This window comes from Ruegeria sp. CK1, assembly GCF_056536545.1.
In genome coordinates this window covers 1009907-1024111 of the sequence record NZ_JBQFPX010000001.1, presented here as the reverse complement: position 1 = coordinate 1024111, position 14205 = coordinate 1009907, and the positions used below count along the sequence as shown (strand labels likewise).

Sequence of the window (14205 nt, the reverse complement as noted above, 5' to 3'; positions counted from 1 at the left end):
TCGATGTTCTCAGCCCTGTTCATCAGCCGGCCAAAGCTGGCGCTTGTTATTTCGCTTGTCCTGACCATCATGGGCGGGATCGGTTATCTGGTTCTTCCAGTGGCCCAATTCCCGGACATAACGCCACCTGTTGTCAGCGTAACGACCACTTACACCGGTGCGAATGCCGAAACCGTGGAAAACACCGTAGCGGCTCCTATTGAGGCACAAGTAAACGGTGTGGACGACATGATCTATATGACGTCCACCTCATCGGATAACGGCTCTTATTCATTAAACGTTACCTTCGAAGTCGGAACCGACCCCGATATCGCTTCGGTAAACGTGCAGAACCGAGTGGCGCAAGCGATGTCTTCGCTACCAGCCGAGGTGACGTCTTCTGGCGTTGTCACGCAGAAGGCATCAACCAATATGCTGCTGCTGGTAACGCTGACTTCACCCAACGGCACTTACGATAGTGTGTTTTTGTCGAACTACGCCTCGATCAACCTGAAAGATGCGCTTGCGCGCGTTCAGGGTGTCGGTAAAGCCGACGTTCTGACCAATCTGGAATACGCCATGAGGATCTGGATGGACCCAGACCAGATGGCCGCCTTGTCCATCACGCCGGGTGACGTGATCGGAGCCATTCGCGAACAGAACGTCGAAGTATCCGCGGGCTCGATTGGTGCACCTCCTGTTCCTGAAGGGCAGACTTTTCAGTACACAATCAAAACCAAAGGTCGTTTGACCTCGGCAGCGGAATTCGGCGACATCGTAATACGTACAGGCGACGCGGGTTCGATCGTACGCGTAAAGGATATTGCACGTGTAGAACTGGGTGCTGAATACTATGCAGCCTCAGGCTATTTCGAAAGCGTTCCTGCGACCGTCATCGGTATCTATCAAGCCCCCGGTGCGAACGCTCTGGCGGTGTCCGAGCGCGTTCAGGCCGAGTTGGATCGCCTGTCACGCACATTCCCGAATGATGTTGAATATCAAGTTCCATTCAACACGACTGATTTCGTCCAACAGTCGCTCAATGACGTGGTCACAACCCTTATCCTGACCTTCATTCTGGTGATTTCAGTTGTGTTCGTCTTCCTTGGAAGTTGGCGCGCAACGATCATTCCAGCGGTAGCGATCCCAGTTTCACTGATTGGGACATTTGCCTTCCTGCTTTTGTTCGGCATGTCGCTGAACACCATTTCGCTTTTCGCGTTGGTTCTGGCGATTGGGATCGTGGTGGATGACGCCATCGTTGTGGTCGAGAATGTCGAACGGATCATTGCAGACGAAGGACTGCCCCCTGCCGAAGCAACCCGCAAAGCCATGGGGCAGATCACCGGGCCTGTTATTGCGACTACGCTGGTTCTGCTGGCTGTGTTCGTGCCGGTGACCTTCATGCCCGGTATCTCTGGGCGACTGTATTCGCAGTTCGCCGTGACGATCTCAACCGCGGTTGTGATCTCATCCATCAACGCGTTGACCTTGTCGCCAGCGTTGTGCGGCCTTGTTTTGAAAGCACGCTCAGGTCCGCCCAAGGGTTTGCTGGCCGTTTTCGAGCGGTTCATCGGAACAGTGCGCAGCGGTTATGTGGCAATTGTTCGCAAACTGCTGATCCTGCCGGTTGTTGGCCTCGGTATGATCGTTGCGTTGGCCATGGGCACCGGCACGATCATGTCAAATACGTCCAGCGGGTTCCTGCCGCTTGAAGATAACGGGTATCTGTTTGTTGACATCCAACTTCCCGATGCAGCGACGCTGGAGCGCACCGAGGTTGTCTCGGCACGTGTCGACGAGCAAATCCAACAGATTCCCGGTGTGGCGAGTACCGTTCTGATCAACGGCTTTTCAATCCTGAATGGCACCACGACAAACGGCGCTGCGATCTTCGTGAACCTCGACAATTGGGATGAGCGTCAGGAAGATGATCTGAGCGCAGATGCCATTCTACAAAAGGTTCTGGCCATTGCGTATGGCGAGTCCGCAGCCTCGATCGTGGCATTCAACCCGCCGCCTATTCAGGGTCTTGGCAACTCGGCCGGCGTCGAGATGGAAGTTCAGCAAACTGGCGGAGGTACGCCGCAAGACCTGGCCTCAGCCGTGGGATCGTTTGTCTATGCTGCCAACCAGAGGCCGGAGATCGGACAAGCCTATACGACCTTCCGAGCGAACGTTCCGCAGTTATTCGTTGACTTAGACCGCGAGAAGGCCAAGACGCTGGACGTTTCCGTGGCAGAAGTTTTCCAGACTATGCAAGCGCAACTGGGGTCCTACTACGTCAACGACTTCAATCTATTCGGTCGCGTTTATCGCGTGATGATTCAGGCGGATGGTAGCTATCGCGACAATGTCGACGATATCTCGAACCTCTATGTCCGCTCACAACAGGGTGAGATGGTGCCACTGGGCACGCTGATTGACGTCGAAAACGTACTTGGCCCGGTTCTGCTGAAACGACACAACCTGTTCCGATCGGCCACCGTAACCGCAGTCCCGGCAACCGGGTTGTCGACCGGTGATGCGATCACTGTGATGACAGAGGAATCGGCTACCGCCCTACCCCCCGGCTACGCGTTCGAATGGACCGGGACTGCTCAACAGCAATTGGCGTCGGGCGGTCTGGTGATTGTTATCCTCGGGCTGGCAATCCTGTTTGGGTATCTGTTCCTTGTCGGGCAATACGAAAGCTGGTCACTGCCGGTATCGATCCTGCTCTCGGTGATTGTCGCCCTGTTCGGTGCGGTTGCCGCTGTTGCAATCGTGGGTAGTGACATCAACCTCTATACCCAGATCGGTATGATCATGCTTGTGGGTCTGGCTTCAAAGAACGGCATTCTGATTGTCGAGTTTGCGATGGAACAAAGGGCCAAGGGGCTGTCGATCAAGGACGCCGCTGCTGAGGCCGCCTTCCAACGTTTCCGCGCGGTGATGATGACAGCCTTATCCTTCCTGCTGGGTGTTGTACCGTTGTTGGCTGCCAGTGGCGCAGGCGCAGCCAGCCAGAGGGCCATCGGTGTTGCAGTCTTTGGCGGAATGCTTGCTGCAACGCTGGTTGGTGTGATCCTTGTTCCAGTCCTTTACGCTCTGATGCAGAGCCTTCGGGAATGGATTAAAGGCACAAAGAACGACCCCGGATCACCCGAAGAAGCCGCTTAATTTAAACGTTAGCCCCGCCAGAGCGGCGGGGCTTTTTCTTAGGCAGCAGCTTGAGCGCGACGTTGATCCATCCAGTCTTGGATTCGCGAAATTTGTTCAGCGCTCAATCGCAGGCCCAGTTTGTTTCGCCGCCAAACCGCATCCTCGGCACTACGTGCAAATTCCTTGTCCATCAGCCACGCCAATTCCCGCGCGGTCAAAGTGGCGCCAAAGTCTTCGCCCAAGTCTTCGGCGGTTGAGGCTTCGCCCAGAATCGTGCGCGCTTCGGTGCCATAGGCACGGACGAGGCGTTCTGCCCACACGTGATCGAGAAAGGCATAGTCAGCTTCCAATCCAGCGACCAAATCCTTCACTCCATCGACCGAGAAGTCACCGCCCGGTAAGTAGACGCCCGCAGTCCAAGGTCCCGGTAGGTCTGAGAAATGCTCGGATATTTTCTCCAGAGCACTTTCTGCCAGCCGTCGGTATGTGGTGATTTTTCCGCCAAAAACGTTCAGAACCGGTGCGCCACCCTGTGCGTCCACCTTCAACGTGTAGTCCCGCGTCGCGGCAGTCGCGCTGCTGGCCCCATCATCGTAAAGCGGTCGAACACCGGAATAAGTCCAAACGATGTCTTCTCGCGTCACCGGCGACTTGAAATACTTTGTCGCAAACGCACACAGATAATCCTGTTCTGCCTCGGTACAAACCGGAGTTTCAGACGGATCTGGATGATCCTGATCCGTGGTGCCGATTAGTGTGAAATCCCGCTCATACGGGATGGCAAAGATGATGCGCCCATCCTCGCCTTGGAAGAAATAGCATTTGTCGTGATCAAACAGCCTGCGGGTCACGATATGGCTGCCGCGCACCAATCGGACACCTTCGCGAGAGTTCACGCGAATTTTCGTTTGGATAATGTCCCCCACCCAAGGGCCACCAGCGTTGACCAGCATTTTTGCTTTGATCACGCGTGTTGCACCGCTATCGCGGTCACGAACCGTTACTGCCCACAGATCATCGACACGCTCGGCAGTCAGAACTTCGGTTCGAACCATGATCTGTGCGCCCCGCGCCTCTGCGTCGCGCGCGTTCAGAACTACCAAACGCGAATCCTCGATCCAGCAGTCGGAATACTCGTAAGCGGTTTCGAATTTATCCTGCAAAGGCCGCCCTTCGGGAGCCGTCTTTAGGTTCAACGAAGATGTACCAGGCAGAATTTTTCGTCCGCCCAAGTGATCGTACATGAACAACCCTAAACGGATAAGCCAAGCCGGACGCCTACCCTTCATCCAGGGCATTATCGTGCTCAGCAAACGCGAAGTCGGCGTCTCCGAGTCAAACCTCATGTCAGCATGATATGGCAACACAAATCGCATGGGCCAGCTGATATGCGGCATTGCCCGCAATAAGGTTTCGCGCTCGATCAAAGCCTCTCGTACAAGACGAAACTCAAAGAACTCAAGATATCGTAGCCCCCCGTGGAACAGTTTGGTCGAGGCTGACGAAGTCGCCGAAGCCAAATCGTTCATTTCAGCCAACGCCACCGAAAGCCCGCGTCCCGCGGCGTCGCGCGCGATGCCGCATCCGTTGATACCACCGCCGATGATGAAAAGGTCCAAGACCTGTTCGTTTGTCTGTTCCATGTATGGATGATTCCCTGTGGTGGAAAACGCGCGCTTATTAATCGAGTTTACCCTCGTTTCGTCAATGTTGATTTTCGTTTATATTCGTTTTGCCGCACTATTATTCAAAATATTCTAAAGACAGAGCCGTTGGTTGCATTTGGTCGTAAAAAGAACAAAACCGAACATACTCAATTGGAGCGAGCCGTGTCCCTTTCCTTTCGTCAATCCGATATTCTGAACATCGCCAAACAAGATGGCCGCGTGATGGTTGAAGATCTGGCTTCTCGGTTTGAAGTAACTGTTCAGACCATTCGCCGTGACCTGTCGGAGCTGGCGGACATGGGCAAGTTGGACCGAGTACATGGTGGCGCTGTACTACGCTCTGGCGTGTCCAATATTGGCTACGAGGACCGCAGAGCCCTGAACGCCGATGCAAAAATGCGCATCGCACAGATCTGCGCGCAAGATATCCCTGACGGCGCATTCATATTCCTGAACATCGGCACTTCGACAGAAGCAGTTGCCCGGCAATTGTTGAACCACAAGGATCTAATGGTGGTGACGAACAACATGAACGTCGCCAACATTCTGGTCGAAAACACTGACTGTCAGATCGTTGTGGCAGGTGGTGTCCTGCGCCGTTCAGATGGGGGCTTGGTTGGAAACCTGACCATCTCGACCATCGAACAGTTCAAGTTTGACTATGCCATCATCGGCTGCTCGGCTTTGGATACCGAAGGTGATCTTCTGGATTTTGATTTTCAAGAAGTGCGCGTCAGCCAGACTATTATTGCTCAGGCGCGCCAGACATTCCTAGTTGCCGACCAATCCAAGTTCCAGCGTACCGCGCCAGCGCGGATTGCGTCGTTGGCCGAAGTGGACGTGTTTTATACTGATCACACCCTGCCAGAAGAATTGGCTCGTAAATGTTCTGAATGGGATACTCAGGTGAATCTGTCCAGTTAACACCAAGTAGTTCGCACCAAACGGGAATCTTGGATCCAAGTTCTTGCCAGACGAGCATTCCCCTGACACACTCATTCTAAAGAGTTAGTGATGTGTGCAAAGAGATTGGGGCAACTACAGCACGTTAGAAAACACCGCTAAATTCCACAGCGGCGACTGGAATCTTGCAGACTGACAACTGTAGCGGGGACTCAGGATAATTGTGTGTATTGGCGAAAAATTAACGAAACCGGCCAACGACCATAAATTGATTGACGAACAGGGCACCAACAACTGAGGATGAAGCAACCTTCCAAACAGGGGGCACGAGCATGAAACTACTGGGGCAGCCGCTAGGCTATTACGACTACCTTACATTTTTGGCGCTCATTTTGCTGTTGGCCGCAGTGATGGGGCTTTTTCTGTTTCTTATGGGATTGCCGGGGCGTATCGCAATAAAGCGCAATCACCCCCATGCAGAATCCGTTAAAATTATGGGATGGATGGGGTTTCTGGCCATCGTTCCTTGGGTCCACGCCTTTATTTGGGCGTTCCACGACAGCGCCACCGTAGATATCCGCCGCATGCCGGACGATGAGCGCGACGCGGTTCGCAAGGAAATTAAGCGGTTAGGCGGAACACTAAATGAAGAATACCAAGACCCGCTTGATCCTGACGAGACTCAGAAAAGCTAAGGCCAAAGGAAGTCACAGAATATGTTTGTCGCCCTCGGCATTACGCTGTTCTACATCATTTTCGTCTGGTTCATTTTCTTCAAAGCGAAATGGCTAAAATTCAGTATAACTTGGGGCATTGTCACCTTTTGGGTTGGCGCGCATCTGCTGTTGGTCTTCTTGGTGGCATTACGGTTTTTCCAGCCCTTTTCGATCGACAGCCATGTGGTTCGCTCGACCATCCAAATCGTACCTAGATTGACGCAACCGACCCTACTGACCGAAGTTCTGGTTGAACCCAATACCGAGGTCAAAAAGGGCGATCCCCTCTATCGCTTTGACGACACCGTATTCGCACTTGAGGTTGAAGAGGCTGCGGCGCAATTGGTCGCCGCCGAGCAGAACGCCAAAATCCTTGAACAGGACGTGATTGTCGCCGCCGAAAATATCGAACGCGCCAATGCACAACTGGCATATGCATTGACCCAGCAAGCGCGCTACGAAAACCTCGTGCCAGCAGGCGGTGCGCGTCAGGATGAACTTGACCGCTGGAACGAACAAGTCACCGAAGACCAGGCCCAGATCAAAGAAGCCGAGGCAAATCTAGAAAAGGCACAACTGGCGCTGGATTCTCAGATTGACGGTGTGAATACCGGTATCCTTCAAGCACAGGCGCAGTTGGAAAAGGCCCAGTATTTTCTAGATAACACAACAATATACGCGCCCGAAGACGGAATGATTGTCTCGCAACAAGCGCGTCCTGGTCTGGTTGTGGGTGAAATCCGGCTGGGTGCAATTGCAAGCTTTGTAACGAAGGATAACCCCTACATTCTGGCCACTTACCGTCAACAAAACCTAAAATTCGTCGAACCCGGACAAGAAGTTGAGGTGGCGCTTGACCTTTATCCTGGTGAAATTTTGACCGGCAAGGTTGAGGCGATCTGGTGGGCAACCCGTCAGGGCCAATACCTGCCATCGGGTCGCCTGCCTGGTTTTGAGCTACCGAAACTGCCCGGTCGCATCGCGGTGCAAATTTCAGTTGATATCCCTGAAGGGCACACCTTCCCAGCCGGTGGCCACGCTGCGGTGGCGATTTACACGGGACAGGGCAAAAGCTTTGAGTTCCTGCGGCGCATCAATATCCGCCTCTATTCTTTCGCCAACTTCATCCGACCACTGGACATTTAAGGACGCGCAACATGACCCGGGCCAGACTTCATCGCAGACTGATCGGCACTGCCCTATGCACGGCGCTGCTGGTGGGATGCGCGCCGGTTGGCCCGGATTTTGTACGACCGAACTCTCCGGTTGTTAAGGAATGGATCGAAATCAATAGCCCCAGTGCTGGTCCAAGTGGGCTGACCTCGCGCAGTGCTCCGGTGGTTAAATGGTGGGAGACATTTAACGACCCCACTTTGAACAAGCTGGTCGCCGAGGCTTATGCCCAAAACCTCGACCTCCAAGTGGCCGGTGCCCGGGTGCTGCAGGCCCGTGCGCAGCTTGGCATCGCTTTCGGAGAGCTTTATCCGCAGTCGCAGGCCATTGGGGGGTCGCTGCAACGGCGGCAGATCAGCGACAATCTGGGGCCGATTTCTGATATCCAGCGGATCATTCCATTGGACACAGAGTTTTCCACATCTCAAGTCGGGTTTGACGCGCAATGGGAACTTGACGTTTGGGGCCAGCAACGTCGCGGTGTGCAAGCGGCGCGCTCAAACTTGGCGCTGCAAGTAGCTAATTATGACGACGCGTTGGTGACGCTGACCGGCGATGTTGCGGCACTGTACGTGAATATCCGCGCCCTACAGGAATCGTTGGCCGTGGCGCGCGAGAACATTCAACTGCAGCAGGAAGCGGCCGATCTCACGCAGTTGCGCTTCAACAACGGCGTGACGACCGAACTGGACGTTCAGGAATCTACCGCCCTGCTGAACAACACTAAAGCTCTGGTGCCGGAAATTGAAAGTGACCTACAGCAGGCTAAGAATGCGCTGGCCGTTCTACTGGGCGCTACTCCGTCGCGCATGACCAGCCTGTTGGGTAACTCCGGACGCATTCCTTCGGCGCGGTCCAATGTTGCGGTGGGCGTACCCGCCGAACTGCTGCGCCGCCGCCCAGATGTACGTGCGGCCGAATTGGCAGCCGCCACTCAATCGGCTGAGGTCGGGATCGCGATGGCCGACCTGTACCCTCAATTCATTCTGTCTGGGTCCATTGGGTTGCAAGCCTCGGGTGGGCGCGATCTTTTCAGTTCGAACAGCAACACAGGGTTGGCCAGTGCCGGCGTCGTCTGGAACGTATTGAATTACGGCCGGATCAAGAACAACGTACGCGCACAGGACGCTGCATATCAGGCGCTGATCGCCAATTATCAGAACACCGTCCTGACCGCATATTCCGAGGTTGAAAGCGCGATGGTTGCCTATTCCCAATCACGCAAGCAGGTTGGGTTCTACGAAAACAGCGTTACCGCTTCGCGTAAAGCAGCCGAAATTGCAGTGGATCAGTACCGCGATGGCATTGCCGACTATTCTCGCATCCTCAACACGCAAACTGCACTGCTAAGCTCTCAGGCCAATCTGATTGAAGCGCGCCAACAGGTGTCCAGCAATCTGGTTGCGGTTTACAAGGGACTTGGTGGAGGCTGGCAGATCCGTCAAACTCAGGAGTTCCTACCCGAAACCGTTCTGGCCGAGATGGCATATCGCACCGATTGGGGCGACCTTCTGCAGGAAACTCCGACGCAGGCCAGCCTGAACTAACCCCTATTTCGTTAGTCCTCGCAAACCACCGGACACCAGAACATTCACCTCGTACAAAATCCTGGGTGCCGCCAACCCGCCAGGGCTGGCAAGATAGTTCGGGCTCCATTCCGGATCGAATTTCTGCTTGAACGACCGCAACCCTTCGAAGTGATAGAACTGCTCACCGTGCTCATAGACAAAGCCACCGACGCGGTTCCAGAACGAGGCCAATTGCCGGTTCTCGATCCCCGAAAACGGCGCAGCACCCAAAGAGAACCAATGGAACCCCTGCTCTGCCCCCCAGGACATCATCTCGGCAAACAGCGCGTCCATGACAAAGCTGGGGCTGTCGGGTTCATACCGCATCAGGTCCAATGACAATTCGGATTTATGCCCGCCTTGGAGCAGGTTAGCGAAGGCGACGATCTTACCTGTGTCGCCCTTCCGCAGCACAGCGTGATCGAAGTAGGATAAGTACTCGTCGTCGAACCCACCCAGCGCAAAGCCCTTTTCCTCGCCCGCCTTATTCTCAAGCCAGTCATCCGATACTTTGCGCAGTTCAGGCAAAACTGGGGCCAGTTCTTCTTTCGGGATGATCTCAAAAACATAGCCCTCGCGTTCAGCTCGGTTCTTGGCTTGTCGGAACCGTTTGCGGGACTTGCCATCCAGAGAAAAGTCTTTCAGCGGCACGCGTGCGACCTCGCCGATCTTCAATATCGACAGACCCAAATCCAAAAAAGTTGGCAAGTACTTAGTGGACACGCTGTAAAACGCACAGAGCTTGCCCTCACGATCCGCCATTTCGCGCAGCTGCCAGATCAATTGCTGCCCAGATTTCTCATCACCCACAGGTTCGCCTTTGCTGATCAACGCATTTCCGGTGTCTGCATAGGCAAGAAATGCGCTTTCATCCGGTGCGATCAGGAATTGCTTATCCCCGGTCAAAGAAATCTGAGCCTCGGTATCTTCGCTTTCCAATGCCAGACGTTCCACAACTGGTGGGATTTCAGTGCGCACAGGCTCGGGTATTTCTCGCCCGAACAGAGAATTTACGGCCACGACACCAAGAATGACCGCCACCACCAGGCTTGACCGAAGGAAACGCGATGCGTCGCCGTTCCAGGCAAAATCCCACCACAGCGCATTTTGATATTCCACATGCGAATAAGCGAACAGCCCAATCCAGAAGATCACCGCCAGCAAAGCGACGACACTCACCAACCAAGGAATATTCAGGCGAAAGATTGACGCTCCGCTAACACGGTAAAACGCCCCTCGAAAGGTGGCCAGTACAGCAATGGACGCCAACATGCCGATGGCCTCATGCGTATCCAAACCCTTGGTCAGCGACGCAACGAACCCGGCTACCATCAGTAGCATTGCCACAATCCACGCGCGGTAGAGTTTTCGGAACAAACCGCGTGAGACCAGAATCAACAGCACACCAACCGCGCTACCGGCCAAATGTGACGCCTCAACAAAGGACAGAGGTAGAAAATCCCGCAGAGCGCCAAGGCTCTGGCTGCTGGACGGTAACGCACCGGAGACCAACAAAATGATACCGGCTACCGCTGTTACACCTGCTGCGACCATCGGGACGATTGGCCGGATCGCGCGATAGACCCACGTGGCCGCGCCGCTGATGTGATGGCGATGGGTCAACGCTGAGGCAACCGCGATCGACAAGCTGGCAATTACAAACGGCAGGAAGGTATATACCAACCGATATAGAAGCAACGCCGCGATCACGTCGGACCGGCCAGAGGCCCCAAGGCCAGCGATCAGCGTCGCTTCAAAGGCGCCGATGCCTCCTGGTGCGTGGCTGAGTATGCCGACTGCAATAGCACCAATAAAAATCGTGAAAAAATAGGGATACCCCACCCCAAGATCGTTGGGCAAAAGCGTATACAGCACCATCGACGCGCCGACCAAATCTCCGACCGCGGCCACCGTCAGCAAACCCGCCAGCTTTCCGCCGGGCAAGTTAAACCCAAACCCGCCATAGGTCAGCTTGCGCCCACCTCTCGCAAGCCAGAAGAATAAAGTGACCAAACCCGCAATCAAGCAAAGCCCGATGATGGTTTCAGTGGTGTCACTGATCGGCAAAAGCTTTGAAATGCCATCTGGGTGCAGCGTGAATAAAATACCCAGCAGAAAAACCAGACCTGACCAGAACGCGATCCAGGATGTCGCAATAACGCCGGCAACCCGGCTCAGATCCAGCCCTAGCGACGCGTAGATACGATAGCGGATCGCAGTTCCGGTGATGTAGGAAAAGCCCAGACAGTTCGATACCGCGTAACCGCTGGCCCCTGCCATCCCGGCTACGGTCAATGGCACCTCGCCCTTAGCGACGCTTTGCACGGCAAGCACATCGTACATGGAAAGGGACAGAAAGCTGAAACACGTCCAGCAAAAGGCGAAGAACATGAGCTTCCAGGACACGTTCGCGACATCCGTCTGAACATCTGCCCATTTCACATGTTGGGATAGTTCGTGCAGAACAACCAGCGCAATCAGCGTGACCAGAATAGGGACCGCAATCCGAACAGCGGGCTTTTCAAGAAACCCTGTCACACGCTCGGCAAGACGCACAGCCCAGAGTTCTTTGTCAGTCTCCTGCGTGATCATGGTTTCCCCCTGCTCTGAGGCTTTGTAGCAATCCCGCGCGCGGGCAGCAACGCAGGGCAACCTTGGCACAATTTCCTTGATGCTCAAAGCACTACAAGGAACTAAACGCGCCCTTTACGTGTGGACAGCAGCAAATTCGTTTCAGAGCGAGTGATCCCTTCCATCCGCCGTATCTGGAACAGAACCTCATCAAGTTCAGCAAGAGTTTCAGTGCCAATCTCTGCGATCAGGTCCCAACTTCCATTGGTTGTATGAACGGCACGCACCTGACGCAGTGCAGCTATCCTTGCCATCGTGCGTTCAGTTCCGCGGCCTTCGATTTCCAGCATCATCAGACCCCGCACCGGGCTTTCCGCCACATCCAGCCGCGTAAGAACGGTGAAGCCCACAATTTCACCAGATTGCTTCAATCGCTGCAACCGGCTGCGAACGGTGGTGCGAGTCACTCCTAGCGTTTCGGCCAGCTCGGAAAGCGAGGCCCGCGCGTCACGATGAAGTGCGTTCAATAGCCGGTTATCCAAATCGTCCATTATTTTTTCTCAGACTGTAACTTGAAGTTCCTTTTTGAGCATTTTGATCTCTTCTCGCAAGCCACCATGACGAACTAAATAGTCATATGGACAACAAACACGTTATATTGGTCGGCGTCCCAATGGATGCTGGCAAGCGCCGGCAGGGCTGTCGAATGGGCCCTGACGCCTATCGGGTCGCAGGTCTGGATCGGGCATTGAAAGATCTTGGGCACCGGGTCAGCGACTTTGGCGATATTCACCCGGACAACACTGATGTGCCCCCGCACGAACACCTGTACGCCTTGCCTGAATGCGTCGGCTGGACCAGCGCACTCAACCGAACCGCCCAGAGAACTGCCCCAAAAGGGTTGCCGATCTTCATGGGAGGTGACCACGCGTTATCGATGGGCACCGTTGCGGGAATGGCGGCCCACGCCCAACAGGCTGAACGCCCGCTATTCGTGCTCTGGCTGGACGCCCATAGCGATTTTCATACGCCCGAAAGTACCGACAGCGGAAACTTGCATGGAACACCCGTTGCGTATTTCACCGGCCAGCGCGGCTTTGACGCTTTTCCCCCGGTGCCTGCGCCTGTTCCGACAGACCGCGTCGGCATGATAGGTTTGCGCTCGGTCGACCCAGCGGAGCGCGCGAGGCTTGAGCAAGACCACGCTATGCTTGCTGACATGCGAAGCATTGACGAGCACGGTATAAAAGCCCCTCTCATTGCTTTTCTGGAACGCGTACGGGACGCCAACGGTATCCTGCATGTCTCATTGGACGTCGATTTCCTCGATCCCTCCATCGCCCCGGCCGTGGGCACAACTGTCCCCGGTGGCGCAACCGAACGCGAAGCACATCTGGTGATGGAGCTTCTTCATGAAAGTGGTCTCGTCTGTTCGCTGGATCTGGTCGAGTTGAACCCATTCCTCGACGAACGCGGACGTACCGCCAAGTTAATGGTCGATCTGGCTGCCTCACTTCTAGGCCGTCGCATCTTTGACCGCCCAACCCGGAGTTTCTAATGCAATCCTTGCAAGCCCCACCGGCCGTAGTGATGATCCGGCCCCACGCGTTTGCCTCGAACCCCGAAACGCGCGACGACAATGCGTTTCAAACGCTGTCCAATCGCACGGCCGCGACCACGTCCGTTGACGCGCGGGAAGAACATGACACAGCGGTCGCTCAATTGCGCGATGCTGGTGTGAGAGTTCATGTTTTCGACGACCATGGTGAACACGACACGCCAGACAGTGTTTTTCCGAACAATTGGTTTTCCACCCATCCCGGCGGTCATGTGGCAGTCTATCCCATGTTCGTCCCATCCCGCCGGCGCGAGCGCCGCGCCGATGTTATCGAGATGCTCAAGCAAGAATATCGGGTCCAAGATGTGATCGATTATTCTGGACTGGAACAGGATAAGCTGGCGCTGGAAGGTACCGGAGCAATGGTGCTGGACCATGTCGGCCGCGTGGCCTACACGGTTAAATCCAATCGCGCCGATCCCGTTTTGTTGGAGCGTTTCTGCACCCACTTCAACTATGAACCCATCGTGTTCGAGGCACAGGACGTCGACGGGCGCGACGTGTATCACACTAATGTTCTGATGGGTATCGGCACCGAATACGCGCTGATCTGTCTGTCCATGATTACCGATCCCGAACGGCGTGCGACAGTCAAAGCGCGGCTGGAAGAATCCGGTCGTACGGTCATTGACCTGACCCACGAACAAATCGCCGAGTTTGCAGGCAACGCCATCGAACTCAGCGGTCGCGATGGTTTGGTACTGGCCCTATCCAGCCGCGCGCTAGCTGCACTGACGCCTGAACAAATCGCAACAATCGAAGCCAGTGCGACCCCATTGCCGCTTTCGGTTCCCACAATTGAAACTGCCGGTGGATCCGTGCGCTGCATGATCGCGGGCATCCACCTGTCCCGCCGATAGGAGACC

General features: G+C 55.0%; 10 protein-coding genes. 7 read left to right on the top strand and 3 right to left on the bottom strand.

The features are described from left to right. Positions 1-3: 3 nt before the first annotated feature. Complete coding sequence (locus ACR0L3_RS04915; RefSeq protein WP_480744112.1) at positions 4-3141, top strand: efflux RND transporter permease subunit; 3138 nt, start codon at positions 4-6, stop codon at positions 3139-3141. Between the two features lie 38 nt (positions 3142-3179). On the opposite strand, the gene glpD is transcribed toward ACR0L3_RS04915, so the two are convergent. Next, positions 3180-4766: a glycerol-3-phosphate dehydrogenase gene (glpD, locus tag ACR0L3_RS04910; RefSeq protein ID WP_480744110.1), complete on the bottom strand. Its 1587-nt coding sequence runs from the start codon at positions 4764-4766 to the stop codon at positions 3180-3182. 186 nt (positions 4767-4952) lie between these two features. Between glpD and ACR0L3_RS04905 the strand changes: the two genes are divergently transcribed. The 4 genes from ACR0L3_RS04905 (at position 4953) to ACR0L3_RS04890 (ending at position 9129) form a co-directional block, all read left to right on the top strand. Then, on the top strand, positions 4953-5714 hold the full coding sequence (locus ACR0L3_RS04905; RefSeq protein WP_480744109.1) for a DeoR/GlpR family DNA-binding transcription regulator: 762 nt from the start codon (positions 4953-4955) through the stop codon (positions 5712-5714). Between the two features lie 311 nt (positions 5715-6025). Continuing rightward, positions 6026-6388: a DUF3302 domain-containing protein gene (locus tag ACR0L3_RS04900; protein ID WP_480744107.1), complete on the top strand. Its 363-nt coding sequence runs from the start codon at positions 6026-6028 to the stop codon at positions 6386-6388. 21 nt (positions 6389-6409) lie between these two features. Continuing rightward, positions 6410-7555 carry an HlyD family secretion protein gene (locus tag ACR0L3_RS04895; RefSeq protein ID WP_480744106.1) on the top strand — a complete coding sequence of 382 codons (1146 nt, stop codon included), beginning with the start codon at positions 6410-6412 and terminating at the stop codon, positions 7553-7555. 11 nt (positions 7556-7566) lie between these two features. Further along, complete coding sequence (locus ACR0L3_RS04890) at positions 7567-9129, top strand: efflux transporter outer membrane subunit (protein WP_480744105.1); 1563 nt, start codon at positions 7567-7569, stop codon at positions 9127-9129. A gap of 3 nt (positions 9130-9132) precedes the next feature. On the opposite strand, the gene mprF is transcribed toward ACR0L3_RS04890, so the two are convergent. Continuing rightward, a complete protein-coding gene (gene mprF, locus ACR0L3_RS04885) occupies positions 9133-11742 on the bottom strand; it encodes a bifunctional lysylphosphatidylglycerol flippase/synthetase MprF (RefSeq protein WP_480744103.1) in 2610 nt (869 codons plus the stop codon). Between the two features lie 101 nt (positions 11743-11843). Then, entirely contained in the window at positions 11844-12272 is a 429-nt protein-coding gene (locus tag ACR0L3_RS04880; RefSeq protein WP_480744101.1) for an Lrp/AsnC family transcriptional regulator, read from the bottom strand. A gap of 86 nt (positions 12273-12358) precedes the next feature. Between ACR0L3_RS04880 and rocF the strand changes: the two genes are divergently transcribed. Both rocF and ctlX read left to right on the top strand, forming a co-directional pair. Then, complete coding sequence (gene rocF, locus ACR0L3_RS04875; RefSeq protein WP_480744100.1) at positions 12359-13279, top strand: arginase; 921 nt, start codon at positions 12359-12361, stop codon at positions 13277-13279. Next, on the top strand, positions 13279-14199 hold the full coding sequence (gene ctlX, locus ACR0L3_RS04870) for a citrulline utilization hydrolase CtlX (protein WP_480744098.1): 921 nt from the start codon (positions 13279-13281) through the stop codon (positions 14197-14199). The genes rocF and ctlX overlap by 1 nt, the downstream gene beginning before the upstream one ends. Positions 14200-14205: the final 6 nt, after the last annotated feature.

Coding starts and splice junctions, on each gene's coding strand:
- rocF (WP_480744100.1), top strand. CDS start 12,359: ATGGACAACAAACACGTTATATTGGTCGGCGTCCCAATGGATGCTGGC.
- ACR0L3_RS04890 (WP_480744105.1), top strand. CDS start 7,567: ATGACCCGGGCCAGACTTCATCGCAGACTGATCGGCACTGCCCTATGC.
- ACR0L3_RS04895 (WP_480744106.1), top strand. CDS start 6,410: ATGTTTGTCGCCCTCGGCATTACGCTGTTCTACATCATTTTCGTCTGG.
- mprF (WP_480744103.1), bottom strand. CDS start 11,742: ATGATCACGCAGGAGACTGACAAAGAACTCTGGGCTGTGCGTCTTGCC.
- ACR0L3_RS04900 (WP_480744107.1), top strand. CDS start 6,026: ATGAAACTACTGGGGCAGCCGCTAGGCTATTACGACTACCTTACATTT.
- ctlX (WP_480744098.1), top strand. CDS start 13,279: ATGCAATCCTTGCAAGCCCCACCGGCCGTAGTGATGATCCGGCCCCAC.
- glpD (WP_480744110.1), bottom strand. CDS start 4,766: ATGGAACAGACAAACGAACAGGTCTTGGACCTTTTCATCATCGGCGGT.
- ACR0L3_RS04880 (WP_480744101.1), bottom strand. CDS start 12,272: ATGGACGATTTGGATAACCGGCTATTGAACGCACTTCATCGTGACGCG.
- ACR0L3_RS04915 (WP_480744112.1), top strand. CDS start 4: ATGTTCTCAGCCCTGTTCATCAGCCGGCCAAAGCTGGCGCTTGTTATT.